Here is a 22,815-nt window from a genome sequence, read left to right as displayed (position 1 = left end):
AAGCAGATAAACCGACCTTTTTATACTTCAAAACATCAAACCACAGGTTATAAGACATCAATCGGCTACCTTAAGTCTTACGTCTGAAAACCCTTTATATTGAACGGCTACAAGGTCATTTCTGTCCGCACGAACAGTAGCGTTACCATCAAAGTCGGTTACCTCTTTAATATTCTTGCCCAAGACATACACATTGGCTCCGGGAAGTGCTTTTGTACCATCCGTGATCTTTACATGGAACAAGCCTGAATTTTCGTCATAGGATGAAGACGGTACTTTCATACTTCTTAATGAAACATCCCCTTGCAATTTAAAGGTAATAGGTATGGAAAAGGGAACTTGAACGGCTTTTCCGCCCTGCTTACCTGGGGCCGTCATTTTTGGTAACATTCCTATAATTCGTGCAGCCTCATCTTCAAGGGTTTTGTCGGGCCCGCGCATTCTGACGGAACCGATACTACCATCTTCTTGAATAATAAATAGCACACTTACCCTACCTTGAATCCCTTTTTCTTGGGCCTCTTCAGGGTATCTGAAATTTTCAGAAATGTGCTTCTGCATATTTGTTTGAAAACAAGCTCTTGGGTCGGCCGCATTTTCGCAACCCGGAAAAATCGGCACCTCTTCTACGACTGCAAAAGGCACATCTTCATCTCCATCCGGTACAATTTTATTTTGTGGTGCTACTGTACCTTGCTGTATGTTATACCCCAATAATTTAAAGGTAATCGGGATTGAAAAAGGAATGTTTACCAGTTCTCCCTTAAACCTCCCGGGTTTCATTCTTGGCAAAGTACCGATGATTCTCGCTGCCTCTTTTTCCAGTAATGCATCGGGACCTCGCATTCTAAGGTTTCCAATGCTCCCATCCTTTTGGATGGTAAACATTATACTTACCCGCCCTTGAATACCCTTTTCTAGAGCCTCTTCGGGATAACGAAAGTTTTTGCCGATGTGTTTCTGTACCATTGCTTGGAAACAGGCTCTGGGGTCGGCTTCATTTTCACAACCCGGAAATATAGGTACCTCGTCTACGACTGAAAAAGGCACAACTTCCCCGTTGCTGTCTTTTCCCGTCAATTTTGTTCCAGCCGCGACATCTCCCGATTCGATGACCATGGTGGCCTCGATGACCTCATTAATGCCGTCAAATTTTATGTAAGACCCAGTTGAAGAACCCCGATAACGTATCGAACCGCTATCATCTTTTAACAAAAACTCCCAATGGTCGCCCCCCTCCGATAGTTTCTTTAAAATAGTATACAGCTCCTGTGTTTGGGCGTCGGTCATCGTATTAATATTGTCGACCTTCATTTGAGATTGGGTATCCTCCTGCGCCAAGCTTTCCTCCCTAACACAAGAAGTATAAAACAATATCCCGAGCAAAATAGGGGCCAAGGCCAAATATTTGAGTTTCCATATACCCTTCGATTTAGATTTTTGTAACATGACGATTCGTTTTTTGATTAATGAGGATTTGAAAAATGGATTGATGAACGAAATATTTTGTGCTTGAAAAACTTGCGACAACAAATATTCGTAGTGGACGCCCTTATCGCCTTTGGCCACTTCGGCATCGGCAATGAACTCGTGCAGTTCCGAGACTCGATTCTGATAGACGCACACCAAGGGATTGAACCAGCCTACAATACGCATCATCTCGAAAAAGAGAAGGTCCCATGTATGCCTTTGCCTGATGTGCACCAATTCGTGCCTGATGATATTTTCATGGTCACCGGCAACGACCTTATCGCCCAAGAATATGGACTTCAAAAAGGAAAAGGCCATACGACTATCGGCAATGACGATGCGCGTGAACTCATTGAAATAACGAACCTCCCCGTTGCTGCGCAATTGGTACAATTGCCACATCTTGTACCCGAAAAGCAGGGTCGCCGCTACCGCGCCTCCGAGAAACACTACGGTTTCCCAGGACCATACCTCGCCTGTACCTCCACTGGCCGCCACGGCGACGGCCCCGTCGGCATTCCATAAGTATTCGGGGTACGCCACGAAGCGCTCCGGAACAGTGGTCTTGAACGCCTCGATTTTCACCCAGGGCAAAAACAGCGACAGCAGGTAGGTACCGATCAGATAGGCCCGGTTCCACTGAAAGAAGGTTTCCCTTTTTAGGAAAAAATCGTAGATGACGAGAAACACCAGTTGAAAGGCGATGCACTCTAGAATGTACTGTATCATAATCAAAATATTTTGAAAAGGTTTTCAAAAACGAACATGGTCGCCTCATGTTTGTCCATCTCTTCTTACGCAGCTAAAGGACTACATCCAATTCCAACAACTACCGTAGCTCAAATGTAAAGGCTATCGTGAACTGCGTGGGTGTAATTTTAGCTTCGGAATTCTTAGGCAACATTGTAGGGAGGGATGCTACAAGCCGGGCTACCTCGGTACGTAATGCAGAGGGTGTATCCCTGGTCTCCCTCGTCCTAGTGCGCAGATTGGTTGCCATTCCATTTTCGTTCACCGTAAATGTTGCTAAAACCGTACCCTGTTCATTGTTTTCTTGGGCTTCTTTAGGATATCTAAAATTTCTTCCGACGACCTGCATAAATTTCTCCTGAAAGCATGCACTCGTATTTTCCACTCCTTCGCAGCCGGGAAAAATCATCGAAATGTTGGAGTCTACAAGCCTTTTTTTGGCCAAATACGAATTGTTGTACGATCCTTGGGAGGAAACAGCATCATCTGTTTTCCCATTTCCACCGTAACCCACAAGTACCATTTCATCTAACATCACGATATCATCGACAGTTTGTTGGCTTTCAAGTGCTGTGTAAGATAGTATTCCGATAACAGCGGGAACCAATACTAAATACTTTAACTTCCAAATTTTGTTGGATTTCGACATTTGTAACATGACTATTCGTTTTTTTATTAATGATGATTTGAAAAATGGATTGATGAACGAAATGTTTTGCGCTTGAAAAACTTGCGACAACAAATATTCGTAGTGGACGCCCTTATCGCCTTTGGCCACTTCGGCATCGGCAATGAACTCGTGCAGTTCCGAGACTCGATTCTGATAGACGTACACCAAGGGATTGAACCAGCCTATGATACGCATCATCTCGAAATAGAGCAGGTCCCACGTATGCCTTTGCCTGATGTGCACCAATTCGTGCCTGATGATATTCTCATGGTCACCGGCAACGACCTTATCGCCCAGGAATATGGACTTCAAAAAGGAAAAGGCCATACGACTATCGGCAATCACGATGCGCGTGAACTCATTGAAATAACGAACCTCCCCGTCGCTTCGCAAGCGGTACAATTGCCACATCTTGTACCCGAAAAGCACGGTCGCCACTACCGCGCCCATAAGAAACACTACGGTTTCCCAGGACCATACCTCGCCTGTACCTCCATTCGCCGCTACCCCTAAGGCATCGTTGGCGTTCCACAAATATTCCGGGTACACGACATACCGTTCCGGAACAGTGGTCTTGAACGCCTCGATTTTCACCCAGGGCAAAAACAGCGACAACAGGTAGGTACCGATCAGATAGGCCCGGTTCCACTGAAAGAAGGTTTCCCTTTTTAGGAAAAAATCGTAGATGACGAGGAACACCAGTTGAAAGGCGATGCACTCTAAGATATACTGGATCATTTCTTGTTCTTTTTAATTTCCTTTAAGATAGATTCCAATTCGGAAAGGCTCATATCGTTCTTTTTCATAAAAAAGGAGACCATACTCTTGAACGAGCCTTGAAAGTACCCATCGACCAATTTATTGATACTCTGATTACTGTAATCCGATTTCTTGACCAGCGGGAAATAAATATGGCCCTTCCCTTCTTTTTCATGGTCTACAAAACCCTTGCTTTCCAAGATTCGAACAATGGTCGATACCGTATTGTACGCAGGTTTGGGTTCGGGTAACTCATCGATAATGGCTGCCACATTACATTTTTCAAGCGCCCAGAGCACCTGCATTACTTCTTCCTCCGCTTTGGTTAATTGTTTCATTTTTGCTCAGTTTGATTCTATTTCTTTAATTCTCTTTCATCATTCTTTTGTCCATTTCTTGCTTTTCAGCATTCCATAAAACGATTTCAGAACACTAATATAACTAAATATTTAGTTTAAACTAATTTTTTAGTTAAAAATTTTGGTTTTGATAGATAACGCCATGATGCCTGTAACAAATCATTGCTATCTTCGTCAAATAGAAAATTTTAGCAATGGATATTGCTTTATTGATCGTAGGCTTTCTTTTTATGCTAGTGGGTATATTGGGTAGTTTTCTCCCTGTACTCCCCGGCCCGCCTTTAAGTTGGGTCGGATTGTTGTTGTTACACCTGACTTTGGCGATACCCCAAGATTGGTGGTTTTTGGGGATAACGGGAGCTGTGGCACTGTTCGTTTTTATTCTTGACTATATCATTCCTGTAATGGGGACCAAAAGGTTTGGAGGTACCAAATATGGGGTAATCGGTACTACTTTAGGATTGTTGGTCGCCTTGTTTTTTCCAGTTTTCGGTCCGTTCGGAATCATTATTTGGCCATTTATCGGCGCTTTGGTGGGAGAATTATTGAACAAGGCCGACAGAAAGACGGCCACAAGGGCTGCCTTTGGCTCTTTTTTGGGATTTCTTACAGGGACTTTTATGAAATTTTTGGTGGCCATTATTTTTTTAGGCCTTTTTATTTCAAAGGCTTGGGACCATAGAACCGGATTTTTTCCCTTTTTAGAGTAATCCTTAAAACTGAAAAACATGAAACCCAATCTATTTACCTGTTTTCTGCTCGCTCTAACAAGTCTATGTATTTATGCACAAAACCCAGATTATACAAAGCTCGACAGTCTTTTAAATTCATTGGAAGCCAACAATCGGTTTATGGGTAGTCTTGCCCTTTCGCAAAATGGCAAGCTACTCTATACCAAAGCTATCGGTTATGCGGCTATGGCACCAGAAAAGAAGCCGACCGTGGCCACCAAATACCGCATCGGTTCCATTACCAAAATGTTTACCTCGGCGCTTGTCTTTAAAGCTATTGAAAACGACAAACTGAAACTCGATGAGACGATCGAAACCTACTTTCCTGAAATCGAAAACGCCGACAAAATTACCATCGGCAACTTGCTCAACCATAGAAGCGGCATTTTTAATTTTACCAGTCGCGAGGACTATAAGGAGTGGGATACGCAAGCCAAGACCAGAGATGAGCTGGTACAAATAATTGCCAAGGGCGGTAGTATTTTCGATCCCAACAGTAAAGCCGAATACAGTAATTCGAACTACGTATTGTTGACCTTTATTCTCGAAGACACCTTCGGAATACCCTATTCGGAACTAGTACGTCGTAAAATTATTGAACCGATAGGGCTACGCAATACTTATGTTGGAGGTAAAACCGATATAACAAAAAACGAAGCCTATTCTTTTTCCTACAGCGAGGGATGGCAAAAAATGAGCGAGACCGACTTGTCCATTCCTCTAGGTGCCGGTGCAATAGTCTCTACGCCTTCGGACCTCACTATTTTTATCGACGCCCTTTTTAAAGGGCAACTAATTTCCCAAGAAAGTCTTAGCACCATGAAGACCATTTCGGACAATTATGGTATGGGAATTTTTCAGGTTCCCTTTTATGATAAAATAGGCTTCGGCCATAATGGAGGTATCGATGGGTTTACTTCGGTACTCGCCTATTTTCCCGAAGATTATCTGGCAGTCGCCTTAACCTCGAACGGCACCAGATATTCCAACAATGATATTATTATCGCTGCGCTGAGTTCATATTACGGAAAGCCTTTTGAAATTCCGACATTTAAGACAATCCCGGTAACCTCTGAGGACCTCGATCCGTATTTGGGTGTCTATTCGAGCCTACAAATTGCTTTAAAGATTACAATCACCAAAGACGAAAATACCCTAATTGGTCAAGCTACGGGCCAACCCTCTTTTCCTATGGAAGCGGTTGACAGGGATGTTTTTGAATTCAAACCGGCAGGGGTACGGTTGCAGTTTGACCCTGTTGAAAATTCCATGACCTTAAAACAAGGGGGTGGCGTTTTCAAGTATACGAAAGAGTAGTAGAATGTAACCCGTACCCCTCAGGGAAACAAACTAATTTTGCTACTGCCTTATTTTTTATTGCCCTTACAATCTCCCATAGAACGTACTCGGCATATGCCTAATAATAAAATGAACGTTCATAGAAAACCGCGCTCATTAAGGGTTTAATTCGGCTTTATACGTTGCATCAATTTGACTTATATCTATCGCAACCCCATTACCATGTCGTTTGGTCAAATAGGTAAATTTCTCGCCCCATTTGATTTCTTCGGCCTTATAAGAGGATTTTGAGTATACGGTTTGCGAAAACGATTCATCGAAAGCCTTGATCATCACAATGAATTCTGCATCTCCCTCGATAATCTCCTGCGCTGTTTTATTGAATAAAGGACTTTCTTTGCCCACCGGGTGTACGATAGTCCACATGGTTGGAAAAAATACGACCTTTTCGCGCTCAAGTTCCAATGAGAAAAAATCCCTCGCTTCCGATTCACTATCGCGCTTCATGGATAAGGTTACGTTTACTTCTACTTCCATCAGCTGATTGCTTTTAGGGTTGACTACCCTGAACATGAATCCATTAATGTCACGGTAGGGGGCCATTACAGCATGGGAACTGTATTTTATGGTTGCAAATGGTTTTGAAAATCGACCGTACATAAGTCCCGTGGCCAACGCAAACATTAAAAGTCCCAACAACGATTCCGTGGCAGCGACCATGTTTGCCGCCAAGTTTAAGGGAGCCACTTGACCATAGCCCAAGGTGGTTACGGTCTGTGCACTGAAAAAGAAAGCCTCAGTAAACTGATCTAACGGTGTAGTTCCGCGAATACCTGTAAGGTGCTCCGTTCCTATGATCAAATACAGACTAGCGAAGATAATATTGATTAGAAAATAGCCCAAGGCCAATACGCCAAAAAATCGCAACCATGACATGGAGACCATGGAATGAAACACATTGATACGCTCAAAAAAGGCAACGTTTTCTTTCTTTACATTGAAAGAGCCGTCTTTATTTAGCGCGCGATACCCTTCATTTCCAGATTTTGTATCAAGTCCTAAATCCTCGAATTTCTCTTTTCTATAACGTTTCAAAGTAGTTTTCCAATTTGAATGATGAAAATAACAATCCCAAAATGAAGTAATTGTATTAGTGCTTGAAAGAAGTCACAATCAGTTCAACCAGACCGTTTTTTCTTCGATCGCACCGCGACCGACCTGGGGAACATTTCCATCATAATGCCCCATATAGAAAAAGCCGAGACACCGCTCTCCATTTTCCATCTCGAAAAACTCGTTCATGTAACTGATCAACCTTGGTGAGCTCCAATAACAACCGATGCCCAGTGCGGCACAACAAAGCCACATGTTCTGAACCGCCATGGCGACCGCAGCGACTTCTTCCCATTCCGGAACGCTTTCCTTTGGGTCACGTTGCATACAAATAGCAATTACCGCGCCCGCCCTCTTCGGGTTTTCTTGTAATTTTTTGATTTTCATTTGCTTTGGCCGTGTTTCTGTAGCCATATATTTTTCGGAAAGGAACATTCCTAATTTCTCCTTGCTTTCACCGGTCAACACCTTAAATCGCCAAGGCTCTGTTTTTTTATGGGTCGGTGCCCAATTTGCCGCTTCCAGTATTCTTTGAATGTCTCCTTTGGCAATGGGTTCATTGTTATATTGAACCGGAAACACGGAGCGTCTGTTTTTTATAAGATCAAATATCATTCTTCTGTATAATTATTAAGCTCCTTAAAATTAAGCCATTCTTTTGTTTTGACCTTGCCCAGTCTCCGGAAAGGGTGTACATTCATTACAAATTATCGCCGTACGAACCTAGCATCACAATTACTTTATCACTACAACTAAGTTTGATAGAACGTGCATCATAAGTATTCAAAGTGGCCCGAGTCAATTGTAATTCTTATAGGCCCCAGCATCTTCGGATGATAATCGGTGTAAGGGATCAATAAAAATCACCATACCTATAGGGAATCTCGCTTGCATGGTTTTTTGGGTAGCTGTGCCCTGATGTACGCCACATGACTCGTCAGCATCGAAATTTTTATCAAAAATTCGCGCCAGAGCTTTCAAAGCGGCCACCGCCACGTGTATATCGCTATTGCGGAGGATATTATTTTTGACTAGCTAGATAATCTAGGGCTACGGCATAAAAAAAGCCTTCCAACATGGAAAGCCTTTCATTGGCCCGTACCTAATTAAGGTATTGGGTCACAACACAACACGGTAAAGATAGCAAAGCTTTTTGAGAAAAACTTATACCGGCCCACTTATTTCTGCTCGGACAAAAAGGTAACCAAAGAAGCCATTTCTTCAAAACTTAATGAATTTGCAAGTCCGGAGGGCATCATCGAGGTTTCCAATTCTTTTCGTTCGGCTATATCCGATTTTTTTAAATCCGTGGCCGTACCTACAATATTACGAATGGTTAAATCATCGGCCGATTCACTGGTAACGAAACCTACATAATTCTCACCTCCCTTAGTACTGATCTGTACCGTGGAAAACCCTTGTGAAATGGAGGCATTTGGCTTCAAGATAGATTCCGCTATTTGTTCTTTGTTCATAATAGAGCCCACTTGCCCCATAAAGGGCCCTTTCATCACCTCATCTGTTTTCAAACTGTGGCAAGCAACGCAACCTTGACTATTAAAGAGTTCCGCCCCTTTGGCAGCATCCCCCTTTATTTTGCCCAGTGCCAACATCACATCTTCTATAGAAGACTCTCCGATTTGCCCCTTCTTATTCTTTATTTTTTCAAAATCGACTATGGGCATATCCTCTTTGGGAGCCTCCATTTTCAATTCACCAAAGGCATCTATACCCAATCGGTACTTACTGTTGAGTGCCGTGAAATAGTCCTTCTCCGCACCTCCCAAGACCTTGAACTGATCCATTAAAAATGATCGAATGACGGGAGATTGCTCCCATTCGACCGTTTTATAATAAGGTCCGTGGGTATCGGGGCGCGTACTCCACCACCAAGATGTATCATAGGGTGCTTCTTTATGATAGATTCGGGCCAAAGTATTCATCACCTTCTTCTTGAAGCCTTTATCATTGCTCTTATTATGAGCCTCTATCAAAGCCTGAACTACTTTCGGATTATGCATATAGCGCATGGCCCATAGGGCTAAATCTTCCTGTTCCGTTCCTAGGGCATCTATAATTGCATCCACCGCATTCAAAGCCACTAAAGCCTTTACTGCTAAGTGCGGGAACACGATCTCCGAATTTGGGGTAGCATGTGGCCCTTCGGTATTTATTTCAGGGGCTACGAAGGAATCGGGAACCTCTATGCTCAACAGTTGCTCTGAGGCAGCTTTATTGCCCAGCCTTCCCAATCCTATAATTGCCGTGGCCTTTACTTCGGGAGCGCTCGATTGTATGCCCGAATAAAAAGGTTCGAGCGGCACCTTCTCAGACCAATCTTTGTTATCGGCCAAAGCACGTAGTGCATATCGTTGCAGGTCTTCATTGTTGGTTAGCTTCACCAATTCTTCGATCCCCGAAGACCCGGCGAGCTGTGCATAGGTAAACACTGCCGCCGCCCTTACCTCTAAAGATTGATTCTCGTCTTGAGCCAACTCAAGTACTTTGGATGCCGAATTGCTATCATTTCGCTGTAGTAGCTCATATTGAGCGCTCAGACGGGATTTAGCATTGCCCGCTGCCAACAACTCGACCAACTTGTCAAGCGATGCCTGCTTAACATCGACAAAAGGTTCATAACTAAAATCATTCGGTGTTACACGGACCACATAGCCTCGCTCCGGGTTTCCTGAATACCCGGCACCATCCCAGGCAGAAAGGTACATAATTCCGGAGGCATCGACATCAACATCAGTAATCTGTGGCAATTGAATAAACTGCTCTTCTTCCTGTTTGAAACTGGGGCCATCTTTGGTCACTCTATGTATATACAGCTGATTTCTGCCCCAGTCGGCCATCATCGGAACGTTATTGTACTTTTCGGGCCATCGATCATCGTTCATAAAAAGCGCCCCTGTTCCAGAACCGCCTCCCACATCGACCAATGCTGGAATAATCTCTTCGGTAAAATGCTTGAAAAGTACGGGATACCCATACTCTGCAGATTGAATCTGATGTATAAAACGGATGTTCCATCCACCTCCATCGTTGGTATTACCCCGTGTAAAAATATCCATAAACGGATTGATAGCTACATCATAAATGTTTCTCAAACCGTGCGTATAGACTTCCATATCGGAACCATCGGGCCGAATCCGAAGAATACCCCCGCCCAATTGGGTCAATTTTGTACCATCTCGCCCAGTGGCGTTATGAAAGCCAAAATCGCCTACCGCAATATAAATCCACCCATCAATACCCATCTGAATACCATTGGTCGCATGATCGGTTCCCCGGTCGCGCAGATACTTCGTATTACTGATGTTTTTGATGAGCACCTCTGGAGGACTATCGGCAATACCGTCTTGATCTGTATCTTCAAAAACGACCAAGTCCATATTATCTGCTATTTTTAACGGTTCCGAAAGAGTCTCATCGGCAGGTACACTATCTGAATTTTCCTTTTCAGAAGCGTCGACAGCGACGCTATCCTCTTCTTTAGGAGCGTCTGAAAAGGTGGTATGAAGTACAAAAACCTGATTTCCTATAGGGAGAATTCCCCTAGGGTTATCCAACTTGGCAAACTCTGTATGAGCATCCATGATACCATCGTGATTGCAGTCGACCAAGCGGATGATGGCACCTTTACCCTCCTCTTTTCCCAAAGAACCCATCATATCGACGCCCACAAAAACTTCTCCCGAAGCGGCAACGGCCATACAGGCAGGGTCAGGGGTAACATCGGGACCCGAAAAACCTTTAATAGTCAAGTCTTTGGGCCAATTAAGGGCTTTGATTACCGAGTCAGTAGGATATTCAACAATTTTGTCACTGGGTATACAATCGTTTTTAGAATCGTTACAGCCTATAAAAAAGATAGCAGAGGCTGCAATTAAAACAAGTCTTTTGGTCATATCTAGATTACTTGGATTTAATTAAAAGTCCATAACTACCATGATTTCGAAAACTTTCGTAAAAAGGAAGGTTGTGGGTACTTTAGAAGTACAAATAAACGATTTTTACATCAACCTTACGAATTAATTTAACCTTCAAGAGTAGAACCTACACTTACCATCAACCCTTTTCGACATCTAAGCACAGGGGATTCAGTGCTTTTTCTGCAGTACAATCATCTTTTCGGTTGGAACGGTCTCACGATAAGCCGTGCCGCTTTATCATAATTAACGTAGTTATAGGCCCAATTAAAAAAGACAACCACTCTGTTGCGAAACCCTACCAAAGCCATAAGATGAACGAACATCCAAATAAACCATGCAAAAAAACCTCCAAAGTGCAACTTTTTAATGTCTGCAACAGCTTTATTTCTGCCAATGGTCGCCATGGTACCTTTATCTTTATAAACGAACGGTTGCATGGGAAGGCCCTTAAGTATAAGTTTCAGGTTTTTGGCCAAAAGCTCCCCCTGCTGAATAGCAGGCTGTGCCACTTGTGGATGTCCTTTGGGGTAATCTTCGGTAGTCATGTAGGCGATATCTCCAATGGCAAATATATTTTCATAACCTTCGACTTGATTGAATTTATTCACTTTAAAGCGATTAAGGCGTTCCACCAAAACATCGGGCGAAAAGCCTTCAATGGATGCGCCTTTGACGCCAGCGGTCCAGATCAAGTTCTTAGTGCGAAGTTGACTACCGTCTTTCAAGGATAAAACCTCGCCATCATAATCACTGGCCAAGGCATCAAGGTGAATCTGAACACCCAGTTCCTCAAGAAATTCCGCTGCCTTTTTGGAAGCGTGGTCGCTCATCGGGGGAAGTACCTGATGAGCACCCTCAAAAAGATGAATTTCCATTTCATCTACATTGAGATGCCTATAGTCTTTGGGAAAGACATTTCTCTTCAATTCTGCAAATGCACCGGCCAATTCCACGCCTGTCGGTCCCGCGCCAATGATACAAAAGTTCAATAAAGCTTTTCGCTCGGCGAAGTCGTTGCAATTATCGGCCTCTTCAAAATTCTGCAACATCAAGCTACGGATATTGAGGGCCTGGGGCACGCTCTTCATTGGCATAGCGTACTTGGCAATATGCTCATTTCCAAAAAAATTCGTTTTGGTACCCGTAGCCATAATAAGATAATCAAAAGCAAGGTTCCCTATGTCGGTAACAACCATTTTGCCCTGAGGATCAATACTTTCGACCGTGGCGAGACGAAAGTAAAAGTTTCGTAATCGCTTGAGTACTTTTCGTATGGGATAAGCAATCGAATCAGGTTCTAATCCGCTTGTAGAGACTTGATACAGTAAGGGTTGAAAGGTGTGATAGTTCTGCTTATCGATCAACACTATCTGGGCATCGAGGTGTTCAAGTTTTTTGGCGAGGGAAATTCCCGCAAAACCACCTCCGATGATTACCACTCGTTTCTGACCGGTTTCCGGAAGGTTCATAATTTTTTTTCAAAATTATGTATTCATGCTCGTTTGAACGGGACATTTTGAAAATTTAATTGCCGCAATTAAACACCGTTTGGCAGAAAACACTGTTAATCAATTCGCTTTTAGGGTTTTATTAACCGATAGAGAAAAAATTAATATGTAATTTGAAGCAAAAAGCAATATGAAAAATTCTGCCATGTTTTGGGTCTTCTTTTCTACCCTGATTTTACTAACGGTAAGCATAATGGCCGCCATGAACTTCCCCTTCAACTGGGTATTTTACCTTACCGTTTTGGGGCAAGGAGCCGTAGTCTTTATGGTCTATAAAGTTTTAACCGATAAGTATCATACCGACAAGTCTTTTGACGATTTCTACGAAGACTATCCTATCGCGAGAAGAATCAATTAGACATCGACACCTCTTCGCCCTTCGTGATTCTAGAGTGCGCTTCCATACCGAGCTCTGGAATGACCAAAAGTGGAATTTGGGTATGAAAGGCCATACGCTTTACCACAGGTTCACGCGTCATTCGTTCCATATAGCTATGCTGGTAATTAAGCATCGCCAGTAAATGGATGTCCAGTTCTTTGGTAAACACTTCGAGCGTCTTTGAAACCGAATTCAATTCAGACACGGTGTGCACATAGTGTTCGAATTTACCTAGATATTTTCTGAGCATGCTCAAATTAAACTGTTGCAGCTCGGTCAATGCCTTTATTTCATACTGCACATGTACAATACGGATTACAGCCCCAAATGCCTTGGCCATATCTACCAAAGGCTGTAGTTCCGTTTGCGTATAGAAACGGTTAAAATCTGTGGCAAAGGCAATTTCATCGGGCCGTGCGAGTTCAAAATGCTGTGGTACCGCCAGAATGGGACAATTTTTGACTAGTTTGATCATACGCACGGTGTTGCTTCCCATAAAGACTTCTTCAATGCCTGAAGCACCTTTCGTTCCCGTGACCAACAAATCAATATTTCGATCTACAACCATTTCCTTCACCTCATCGGCCAATAAACTGAACGATGATGTAACCGTATAGGTATGGATCTCGGAGGAATATTTTTGTTCGATACGTTCCACCCAATTCCGCAATCCCCTTTCCGAGCAGGCTTCCGCTCCATCTTCAAGACGATCACTGGTAAAGGAGGCAGCCATAAAACGACTGCTTGCAATGGCAGGGGTATAGGTATTTAAAAAATGAAATGTGCATGGTTCGTGTTGAAAAAGCTCAAGGGCATACCGAGTCGCGTTCCATGCATTTTCTGAAAAATCGGTAGGTATCAATATGTTCTTCATGCCCAATTTTTTTTTAATCTATTATCAAAATTATCCAAAGGGGTATGCTGAAACTATGATATATGTCAGGTTTGCGGTTTAATGTATTGCCCACCCTTTAAAAGTATCGGATTGCCATTTTATGCCGCTAAATATTTAGAACTTCGAAATTATGGTTCGTGAAGCCTTAAAAGTTATCTTAATTCGAGATTGAAATGACTATTTTTATGCTTTCAACTTGCCCTCGGCAACGCTTTCCGGCCAAAAATAGCTAGAAAGTATCGCAAAAAATTTAATCATCAACAGCTATGACTTTCGAAAACCTTTATCACATTACGACCTTAGGAAATGCCGAAAAATCTTCGCCCTTGCGCCTAAGCAAAACGGCAGGAAATAAAATATTCAGTTTTATCGAAGAACACGATCAGGTCTTGGCCGACGTTTCTATTAAGGGTTTTGAAACCTGTCTGCAAAACAATGTGAGACCGGCATGCTTTGAGAAAGCGGGGCCTAGGGAAAAACTTTTTTTTGAACCGAAGAATGTAACGGCAGCTATTGTAACCTGTGGAGGACTTTGCCCAGGTCTGAACAACGTGATTCGCAGCCTTGTCATGGCACTGCATTACTTTTACGATGTAAAGCGTATCATCGGTGTTCGATACGGATATGAAGGCCTGATACCAGAGCATGGTCACGATTTTATGGAACTCACCCCTGAAAAAGTGAAGGATATCCATGAGTTCGGAGGAACCATATTAGGCTCTTCCCGTGGTGCCCAATCTGTTCCCAAGATGGTCGATACCCTAAAAGACAACCACATAAATATGCTCTTTACCATTGGAGGTGACGGCACATTAAAAGGAACCAATGCTATTGGTGAAGAAATAGAAAGGCGCGGACTGGACATAGCCGTCGTAGGAATTCCTAAGACTATTGACAATGACATCGACCTTATAGACAAATCTTTTGGCTTCGAAACTGCCTTTGATGTGGCAAGTCCCATTATTCGGGATGCCCATAATGAGGCCACTGGAGCCTTCAACGGAATTTCCATCGTTAAATTAATGGGCAGGGATAGTGGCTTTATTGCCGCATCGACAGCTATTGCCATGCCCGTAGTAAATTTTGTCCTAGTCCCTGAAATGGCGTTCCAACTCGATGGGGAAAAGGGTTTTTTAAAGGCACTGGAACATCGACTGTTAACCAAGCAACATGCGCTTATTGTGGTCGCCGAAGGGGCCGGCCAACACCTTTTCGACTCCGATACCGCTACAAGCACGGACCCATCCGGCAATGTAAAACATCGAGATATAGGTCTTCTACTTAAAGAGCGCATCAAGACCTACTTCGATGCCGCTGGCACACAAACCACCATCAAATACATCGACCCAAGCTACATTATTCGAAGTGCGCCGGCCAATGCCAACGACAGCCTGTTTTGCAATAGGCTTGCTTACCATGCGGTACACGGTGCTATGGCCGGAAAGACCAAGTTCATCGTTGGAAGATTGAACAACCGATTTGTCTATTTGCCTATTTCAAAGGTGGTGAACAAACGCAAAAAAATAGATCTTGAAGGTGGCTTTTGGTTCGCTGCCTTGCAAAGTACCGGACAACCTTACGTCATGTAACATATACCAAATTAGGTTACGTTCATATCCTATTTTCAAGTAAGAGCTTATAATTTGGTCAGTACAACTCTTTGTAATATTGGGTCGCCATTCTTGCACTTGTAAACGCTGGAACGACCCCATCAATGGCATTACAAACAATTTCATTCCATCTTACGGGATTATCGTAAAACGTGGGCAGCACTTCTTTTTCCAAGATAGTGTAAAGATGGTAACAGTCGATTTCATCTTGTCGCTCTACAGGCAGGTCATATGATATTTCCGGCAGTACAAAACAATTTTCGCCGTGATTCGCGAATTCGGGCATCCATCCATCATTCGTCGATAAATTTACCGATCCGTTCATGGCAGCGGTCATACCACTGGTCCCTGAGGCCTCACGTGTAATTCTAGGGTTATTAAGCCAAATATCAGAACCCGTTTTCAATTTTTGGGAAAGCTCCATCTCATAGCCCGTTAGTACGGCTAGGTTGGGTCGATATTTGGTAAATCTTACCAGTCTGTTAAAGGTATCCAGTGCAAAATAGTCCATCGGATACGGCTTTCCCGCCCAAATAATTTGTACCGGATATTTGTCGTTCTTGATTAGTTTTTCAAATCGCTCCATATCGTGCAACAAAAGATCGGCCCTTTTGTACCCCGCAAACCGTCTGGCCCATACGATGGTAGCAATATTAGGCTCAAATAGTTTTCCGGTCTGTTGTAAGACTTCTTCAAAAAGTAGGGACTTCAGTTCCGATTTTCGTTTTGCAAGATCTTTAACGTCTTTCTTCTTCCATGCCTTTTTGATTCCTGGGTCTTGCCAGAAATTTTGGTTCTGGGCATTAGTTATCGGAATAATCTTGGTCGTATTTTCGAAGTCCTTCCACATTCGCTCCGAAACTTTAGCATGTAATTTTGAAACGGCATTGGCCTTCTTGGCCATACGGAGTGCCGCAACGGTATAGTTGACATTATCACCGTTCGTCATTCTTCGATTGAGTTCTTCGTGCGAGAGAAACTTCCCAAAAAAACCGCATTGATTCAAATGATAGGCATTGCGTTCTTCATTACCTCCCTTTTCAGGGGTATGCGTGGTAAAAACTTTCTGGCATTTTTTGGCTTCGTTCTCTAAATAATAGAAGGCAGGCAGACCATGACCCTCGTTGAGATGGTACACATCGGCACCTCCTAACGCTTCTACAATCTTAGCACCGCCGATACCGAGTACAATACTTTGAGAAACACGGGTCAATTCGTTCGCATCGTAGAGATAATCCGTGATTGTTCTAGACAAATAGTCATTGCCCTCGACATCGGTAGTAAGGAAATATAAAGGTGCCGAACCGAATATCTCAGGCTTGAGAACAAATGCCCTCACCTTCACAAAAGGGTTGTCGTGTACCTGTACCTCGACCTCCAAACCTGTATCCTCTAAAAAACTGTAATGCTTTTCTACCCACTCGGTCTTCATGGTCTGATCTTGGTTACGTCCTTGGTCGTAATAACCGTACTTCCAGAGCATTCCAATACCGATTATATTCTGTTTTAGATCAAAAGCGGATCGCATATGCGAGCCTGCCAGAAACCCGAGCCCTCCCGAATAAGTTTTAAGGCCTTGATGAATGGCAAACTCCATACTGAAATAGGCAGTTCGTTTCGAAAATGGTTTTGAAATCTCGTATGGATGATGCCATTTGCTATAGACACGGTTTACCGTCTTACTATGTATTGATTGTTTCATAATCTAAAAATTTAAACAACTTAATCTCCTTTACTTTTATAAATGTTAATTCAACTTCAGGTTTTCTTTAATTTTTTACTTTCTAAAAGGGCCATACTAGGGGCACCACCAGCATACTCAAGGCAAAAAACAACAGCAATAGCGGACCACCCACCCTTACATAATCCATAAATTGATAGCCACCAGCCCCCATCACCATGGCATTCGTTGTCGTTCCAACAGGAGTCAGGAATGCGGTAGAGGCACTAATCGCCACAACTATGAGGAAAGGTTCCGGGGAAACACCCATAGAAACCGCCGCCAAATATGCAATTGGGGACATCAAGACGGCCGTTGCCGAATTGTTGATCGTCTGGCTAAATACGGTTGTGGTAATAAAAATACCCCCTAGAAGTAATAACGGATGAATTTCCCCGAGATAACGTACAAGGCCATTGGAAATCAAGGTAGCCGTTCCCGTTTTTTCCAACGCGATGCCCATGGGAATCATGGCCGCTATCATCACAACACTCGTCCAGCTAATGCCTTTGTAAGCCTTTGCAATAGGCACGCATCCGGTAAGCATCATGATTCCGGCACATATCAGGGCGGCAATGGCACCGGGCAACAAGTTGAAAACCAAAAGGGCAATTAACAAAACCAACGTTCCCAATGCTATATATGATCGTAAGGTCAATTGATCTACATCTTTTGCCATGGCCTCCGGACTTCCGGAAATTACCAGATTTTCGTACACGGTTTTTAAGGTATCGATGTTTTTCCAGGACCCCCGCACCACAAAGGCATCGCCCGCCTTTATCGTAATATTTTTATCTGAAAGTGGCTTTCCATCACGTGAGGCACCCAATAATTGAACCCCCGACTTTTTCAAATATTTACCTAGTGGAATGGTTTTTCCTACGAAGAAAGAGGTCGGGGTAACAATCATTTCTACCATTCCTATTTCTTGGTTGATCAATTCCTCCTTTAACTCGGATGGCTTAAACTCATTAGGAATTACTCCAAGTTTGAACTCTAGGATAAACCTATCGATGTCGGCCGTACTTCCCTTTACCGTGATAATGTCATGATAGCGCATTTCGGTATCGGGTTCGGGCAGTTCGACGAACGGAGCAGTACCTTTCAAAAGGCTAGGGTGACGACGTCTAAGACGCATTATGGAAACGTTATAATTCTTTTCAAAATCCCAATCCCCGATCTGGCTACCGATCAACGGTGACATCGATCGAATACGCAAGCGGTACATATTTTCACCAATACTATAATGGGCTATCCACTTATGCACTTCGGAATCAATATTGACCGGCCTATTTTCGGTTTTACGGTCCGGTAACAATCGGTAACCCAAGTATCTAAAATAAAGAATAGCAAGTAGTAGCAAAGGGAGGCCAATCAAACCAAATTCAAAAAATGAAAAACCTACCATACCATTTTCAGATAGCGTATTGCTTACAATGATATTCGGTGGAGTTCCTGTCAACGTCAACAGTCCCCCGGTATTCGAGCCGAAAGCTGTCGGCATTAATAGTTTAGAGGGTAGCGTACCCGCTTTCCAGGCTGCTGAAACCGTTACTGGCAACAGAGCGGCCACAGTGCCCGTATTACTCACAAAGCCGGAAAGCACTCCTGATCCGAAAGTCACAATGACCAGAAGTTTACGTGTGCTCTTACCCGCCCACGACACAAATTTTTGTCCGGCTAAAGCCGTCCAACCGGTTCTAGAAAGACCTTCCCCGATAATAAATAGGGCGGCGATCATTAATACGGTAGGGTTGCTAAATCCGCTTAATGTGTCCGTGATGTCCAATATGCCTAAAAGGTATAACGCCAACATCGACATGAGGGCGACCACATCAGGAGGAAATTTTCCCCATACAAAGAGTAAAATGGTAATCGCCAATACAATCAGTAATACAATCATAGTACAAGCCTATAATGTGGATAAATCCGGTTCAAAAAGAGTTGAGTAATGCAATAGAAAGACTTCGTATCCCCGAGCATCGCGATAAATACGCTGGCCCGGGCAACTTCTCACATTTTACCCAGAATATTACCTTGACGATGCAAATATAACTTCATGTATTGGGTAGAATGATGACAAGAATCATGTTTTTAAAAACTTTCCAGTATTACTATTGCCGGTGTAAAATAGATAATCCTGTGTAAGCGAACCGGTGCCACCATAGCCAAACTCAAAGGACAATATTCATGAAAATGCTATCATCGACACTTCTCGTCTTATGGACGATCTGTACCTTAGGACAAGGGAATTTATCCCTAAAACCATCTGATGACCGGCTTCGCTTTGGTTTAAATCAAGATGCTTCCCATTGGATAGCTTTTCATACCTATGCCCAACTTTGGGCCAGAATCAATGAAAATAACCCCGGAAGTCTGCTATCAGAGGAACCACAGGAACATACTCTTGACCTCTCTTTAAGGCGTTTTAGGCTTGGTTTTCAGGCTCAATTATCCGACGCTCTTAGGGTCTACGTACAATTGGGCATAAACAACCTCAACTATCTCTCGCCCAGGGGAACCTCACTCGACCTTCTTGACGCCTATGCCGAATATTATTTCTCAGAAGTCATTAGTATAGGAGCAGGAAAGACCGCCTGGACAGGTCTTTCGAGGTTTTCTGCCCCCAATACGTCGAAGTTGCTCGGTTATGATCTTTTGTCCTTGGCACTACCCACGGCCGATGAAACTGACGACCTTATTCGCAAATTGAGCATTTATGCCAAAGGGAAGTTAGGAAAGCTGGATTATCGTATCGTCGCCTCCAAACCGTTTTTGCCGAGCAAAAGAAACGGCTTTGACGGAGAATTGATAGAAGGCATCTCCAAATTTCAGGATAAAAGCAACACATTAGTGTACTCGGCCTATGTGAAATGGGAGTTTTGGGATGCCGAACCGAACGACATACCCTTTTCAAACGGCTCATATCTCGGTAAGCGAAAAGTATTGAATATCGGGATAGGTCATGAATATCATGGTCAGGCACTCGCCTCCATGGAGGATGGAGCCCAAAGATTACACGATATGAATCTCTGGGCCATAGACGTATTTTTAGACCGGCCTATCAACCGTCGAAACAATACTGTTTTCACGGCCTATGCCGGATACTTCAATTATGGTTTCGGCCCCAACTACTTAAGAAATACAGGAATCAACAATCCCATTATCGATATCGATGAACCATCGGCATCGTTCAATGGTCCAGGTAATGCGTATCCTGTTATAGGCACGGGAGACTCCTACTTTATACAATTGGGTTATGCATTCCCACATATGGGCGCCACGAAAAACTACGGCCAACTACAACCTTATGTTTCGGTTCAATATTCCGATTTTGAACGACTTAAAGACCCTGTACTTTGCTATGACCTTGGCTTAAACTGGTTGCTTAAAGGTCATCTATCGAAGTTCTCGGTCAATTTTCAAAGTCGACCCATTTTTACAAGAGATAACGAAGATATACGCTACGCGGACCGCAAATGGTGTGTAATCGCACAATATATTATTCGACTGCAATGAGCGTTATACACAAGTACCTAGTTTTTTTGGGATTTCAAATGATCTTGGCGACACATGTGCTATTTGCTCAACACCCATTTGATAACAAGCCCTTACGCTATTATATGAATGAAGAGAAAACAACATATATCCAATTTAGCACGTACCTTCAATTATGGACCCGTATCAACCAAAACAATCCGGGAAGCACGGTCAATGGTATTCAGGAAAACAACACCGTTGATCTTTCCATCCGAAAATTCAGGGCGACAGTTTCGGCCATACCTTGGAAAGGAGTCTCGGCCACTTTTAGACTGGGTATCAATAACCTAAACTACCTATCGCCTAGAGGTACCTCCATAGACCTGCTCGATGCGCATATACAATACCAAATATCTGAATTTCTCACTCTGGGGGGTGGTAAATCGGCATGGAACGGACTATCCCGCTATACCTCACCAAGCTCATCAAATTTTATGATGAACGACCTCAGTTTTATTGCCCTTCCCACCTTAGGCAATACCGACGACCTCATCCGGAAGCTTGGACTTTATATAAAAGGAAAACTCGGAGCCTTCGATTACCGCTTCATAGCGGCCAAGCCACTATCGGTGAGTAACAGTACCTTGTTCGAGCCCAATCCCGTAGAGGGAACCGCTAAATTCACCGACCGGCGACCGCACCTTGAGTACTCGGGATATGTAAAGTATGAATTCTGGGATAGTGAAAGCAACCAAGCCCCCTTTCATCGAGGCACATATTTAGGAACAAAGAAAATACTAACTATAGGCACTGGATTTACGTATCGCCCCAATGCCCTTTGGTCTCTAATCGACGGCCGGGAAACCTTTCACCACATGAAACTTTTTTCAGGGGATTTATTTTTAGACCTGCCCCTTCGAAGCTTGCCTACAAAAGCCGTTACGGTATACCTAGGGTTTTATAATTTTGATTTTGGCCCAAATTATATCAGACTGATCGGGGCCAATAACCCCGCTAACGGCATACAACCTGAAGAGGCATCCTTTAATGGAACGGGAAATGCCTTTCCGGTTTCCGGAACAGGTAAAGCCCTTGCCGGACAGCTGGGATATCTTTTTGGCATCTCCCAGAGATACAAGGCAATCAATCAATTACAACCCTATATTTCCGGTCAATATTCGAATTTTGAAGCGCTGGCATCCCCTATTTTCCACTTCGACCTAGGGTTGAATTGGTATCTACAGGGGCATGCATCCAAATTTACATTCAATGCCCAAAACAGGCCCATTTTAGCTAATTCAGAGAAACGACCAAGACTGAATAGCCGAAAATGGATGTTCGTACTACAATATCAATTTCAACTGAACTAGATGAATTAATGGAAGGAAATTTAAAACCCCTCGGCCAAATCTTGAAGTTTGCGCTCGTCGGTAATCCCTATTTTTTTTCCAGATGTTTTCAGGTACCCTTTTTTCTTAAACTCAGAAATGATACGGATGCACGACTCGGTCGCCGTACCAATAACATTAGCGATATCCTCTCGGGAAAGGGTCAATATCAAAAAGCCATCTTGGTCTTCACCAAAATTATTTTTTAGGTAGAGAAAAGCTTCCGCCATACGCTGTTTTACCGTTTTTTGGCTCATGTTCACGATAACATCATCTGCTTCCTTGAGATCATGAGCCATATGGCGCAATACTTCCAAGGTAAAATCAGGATTGGTATGCAACGGGTTCACAATACTTTCTTTCGGAATGAAACAGACCTCCATATCGCTTACGGCCCTTGCACTAAGGTTTACTGATTCTTCGGCGATAACCGAACGCTGTCCTATAACCTCGCCTTTGCTGGCAAATTTGACAATTTGATCCTTGCCGTTAGCACTCAGTTTTGAGAGTTTCGAAACACCGTTCCTTACACAAAAAACACCATCGAGCTTTTCGCCCTCTTCAAAGAGGGGCTGGCCTTTTTTAACCTTTTTTGTGACCTTGGAATCCGAGACTTTCTTGAGCTCTTCTTTGCTCATAGCCCGCAAGGAATTGAATTGACGAATTATACAATTTTCACACCTGCTTTCCATTACTAAAATAATTATACCTGACTTAACAAAAGTAATACCTACAAGTTAAGCAAA

17 protein-coding genes are annotated in these 22,815 nt (G+C 43.3%); 6 read left to right on the top strand and 11 right to left on the bottom strand.

Going from position 1 to position 22,815, the window contains the following annotated elements:
* Window positions 1-57: 57 nt before the first annotated feature.
* The 3 genes from F2B13_RS14935 to F2B13_RS14925 form a co-directional block, all read right to left on the bottom strand.
* Window positions 58-2,199 carry a TonB family protein gene (locus F2B13_RS14935; protein ID WP_232623039.1) on the bottom strand — a complete coding sequence of 714 codons (2,142 nt, stop codon included), beginning with the start codon at window positions 2,197-2,199 and terminating at the stop codon, window positions 58-60.
* A gap of 100 nt (window positions 2,200-2,299) precedes the next feature.
* Window positions 2,300-3,628 carry a M56 family metallopeptidase gene (locus tag F2B13_RS14930; RefSeq protein WP_149276584.1) on the bottom strand — a complete coding sequence of 443 codons (1,329 nt, stop codon included), beginning with the start codon at window positions 3,626-3,628 and terminating at the stop codon, window positions 2,300-2,302.
* Window positions 3,625-3,987: a BlaI/MecI/CopY family transcriptional regulator gene (locus tag F2B13_RS14925; RefSeq protein ID WP_149276583.1), complete on the bottom strand. Its 363-nt coding sequence runs from the start codon at window positions 3,985-3,987 to the stop codon at window positions 3,625-3,627. The genes F2B13_RS14930 and F2B13_RS14925 overlap by 4 nt, the downstream gene beginning before the upstream one ends.
* 215 nt (window positions 3,988-4,202) lie before the next feature.
* Here F2B13_RS14925 and F2B13_RS14920 point away from each other — a divergent pair, with 215 nt between their 5' ends.
* The gene (locus F2B13_RS14920; protein WP_149276582.1) at window positions 4,203-4,718 is read left to right on the top strand and encodes a DUF456 domain-containing protein; all 516 of its coding nucleotides are present in this window, start codon (window positions 4,203-4,205) and stop codon (window positions 4,716-4,718) included.
* A gap of 18 nt (window positions 4,719-4,736) precedes the next feature.
* The gene (locus F2B13_RS14915; protein ID WP_149304568.1) at window positions 4,737-6,056 is read left to right on the top strand and encodes a serine hydrolase domain-containing protein; all 1,320 of its coding nucleotides are present in this window, start codon (window positions 4,737-4,739) and stop codon (window positions 6,054-6,056) included.
* A 138-nt stretch (window positions 6,057-6,194) separates the two neighbouring features.
* Here the strand turns inward: F2B13_RS14915 and F2B13_RS14910 are convergent, their stop codons facing one another.
* The 4 genes from F2B13_RS14910 to F2B13_RS14895 all read right to left on the bottom strand — a co-directional run bounded on the left by F2B13_RS14910 (window position 6,195) and on the right by F2B13_RS14895 (window position 12,558).
* Window positions 6,195-7,133 carry an ion channel gene (locus tag F2B13_RS14910; protein WP_149304567.1) on the bottom strand — a complete coding sequence of 313 codons (939 nt, stop codon included), beginning with the start codon at window positions 7,131-7,133 and terminating at the stop codon, window positions 6,195-6,197.
* Between the two features lie 78 nt (window positions 7,134-7,211).
* A complete protein-coding gene (locus F2B13_RS14905; protein WP_149304566.1) occupies window positions 7,212-7,766 on the bottom strand; it encodes a nitroreductase family protein in 555 nt (184 codons plus the stop codon).
* Window positions 7,767-8,329: 563 nt separating this feature from the next.
* Complete coding sequence (locus F2B13_RS14900; RefSeq protein ID WP_149304565.1) at window positions 8,330-11,065, bottom strand: DUF7133 domain-containing protein; 2,736 nt, start codon at window positions 11,063-11,065, stop codon at window positions 8,330-8,332.
* A 215-nt stretch (window positions 11,066-11,280) separates the two neighbouring features.
* Window positions 11,281-12,558, bottom strand: coding sequence for an NAD(P)/FAD-dependent oxidoreductase (locus F2B13_RS14895; RefSeq protein ID WP_149276576.1), 1,278 nt, complete (start codon window positions 12,556-12,558; stop codon window positions 11,281-11,283).
* Window positions 12,559-12,727: 169 nt separating this feature from the next.
* Between F2B13_RS14895 and F2B13_RS14890 the strand changes: the two genes are divergently transcribed.
* Entirely contained in the window at window positions 12,728-12,955 is a 228-nt protein-coding gene (locus F2B13_RS14890; protein WP_149276575.1) for a hypothetical protein, read from the top strand.
* On the opposite strand, the gene F2B13_RS14885 is transcribed toward F2B13_RS14890, so the two are convergent.
* A complete protein-coding gene (locus F2B13_RS14885) occupies window positions 12,948-13,850 on the bottom strand; it encodes a universal stress protein (RefSeq protein ID WP_149276574.1) in 903 nt (300 codons plus the stop codon). The two genes, F2B13_RS14890 and F2B13_RS14885, sit on opposite strands and share 8 nt — an antisense overlap.
* Before the next feature lie 287 nt (window positions 13,851-14,137).
* On the opposite strand from F2B13_RS14885, the gene F2B13_RS14880 reads away from it, so the two are divergent.
* Entirely contained in the window at window positions 14,138-15,460 is a 1,323-nt protein-coding gene (locus tag F2B13_RS14880; RefSeq protein WP_149304564.1) for an ATP-dependent 6-phosphofructokinase, read from the top strand.
* A 58-nt stretch (window positions 15,461-15,518) separates the two neighbouring features.
* Here the strand turns inward: F2B13_RS14880 and glgP are convergent, their stop codons facing one another.
* Together glgP and F2B13_RS14870 are read right to left on the bottom strand one after the other, a co-directional pair.
* Window positions 15,519-17,183, bottom strand: coding sequence for an alpha-glucan family phosphorylase (gene glgP / locus F2B13_RS14875; RefSeq protein WP_149276572.1), 1,665 nt, complete (start codon window positions 17,181-17,183; stop codon window positions 15,519-15,521).
* Between the two features lie 82 nt (window positions 17,184-17,265).
* Window positions 17,266-19,104 (bottom strand): SLC13 family permease, encoded by a 1,839-nt coding sequence (locus tag F2B13_RS14870; protein ID WP_149276571.1) that lies wholly within the window; start codon window positions 19,102-19,104, stop codon window positions 17,266-17,268.
* A 287-nt stretch (window positions 19,105-19,391) separates the two neighbouring features.
* On the opposite strand from F2B13_RS14870, the gene F2B13_RS14865 reads away from it, so the two are divergent.
* Complete coding sequence (locus F2B13_RS14865) at window positions 19,392-20,720, top strand: hypothetical protein (protein WP_149276570.1); 1,329 nt, start codon at window positions 19,392-19,394, stop codon at window positions 20,718-20,720.
* Complete coding sequence (locus F2B13_RS14860; RefSeq protein ID WP_149276569.1) at window positions 20,717-22,051, top strand: hypothetical protein; 1,335 nt, start codon at window positions 20,717-20,719, stop codon at window positions 22,049-22,051. Before F2B13_RS14865 ends, F2B13_RS14860 begins: the two co-directional genes overlap by 4 nt.
* Before the next feature lie 20 nt (window positions 22,052-22,071).
* Here F2B13_RS14860 and F2B13_RS14855 read toward each other — a convergent pair whose 3' ends face one another.
* On the bottom strand, window positions 22,072-22,707 hold the full coding sequence (locus F2B13_RS14855) for a Crp/Fnr family transcriptional regulator (RefSeq protein WP_232623038.1): 636 nt from the start codon (window positions 22,705-22,707) through the stop codon (window positions 22,072-22,074).
* Window positions 22,708-22,815 lie beyond the last annotated feature (108 nt).

Origin of the sequence: Pareuzebyella sediminis (genome assembly GCF_008367235.1) — a bacterium.
GTDB lineage: Bacteria > Bacteroidota > Bacteroidia > Flavobacteriales > Flavobacteriaceae > Pareuzebyella > Pareuzebyella sediminis.
The sequence above is the reverse complement of the archived record's forward strand: the minus strand, read 5'-3'. Positions and strand labels throughout refer to the sequence as shown.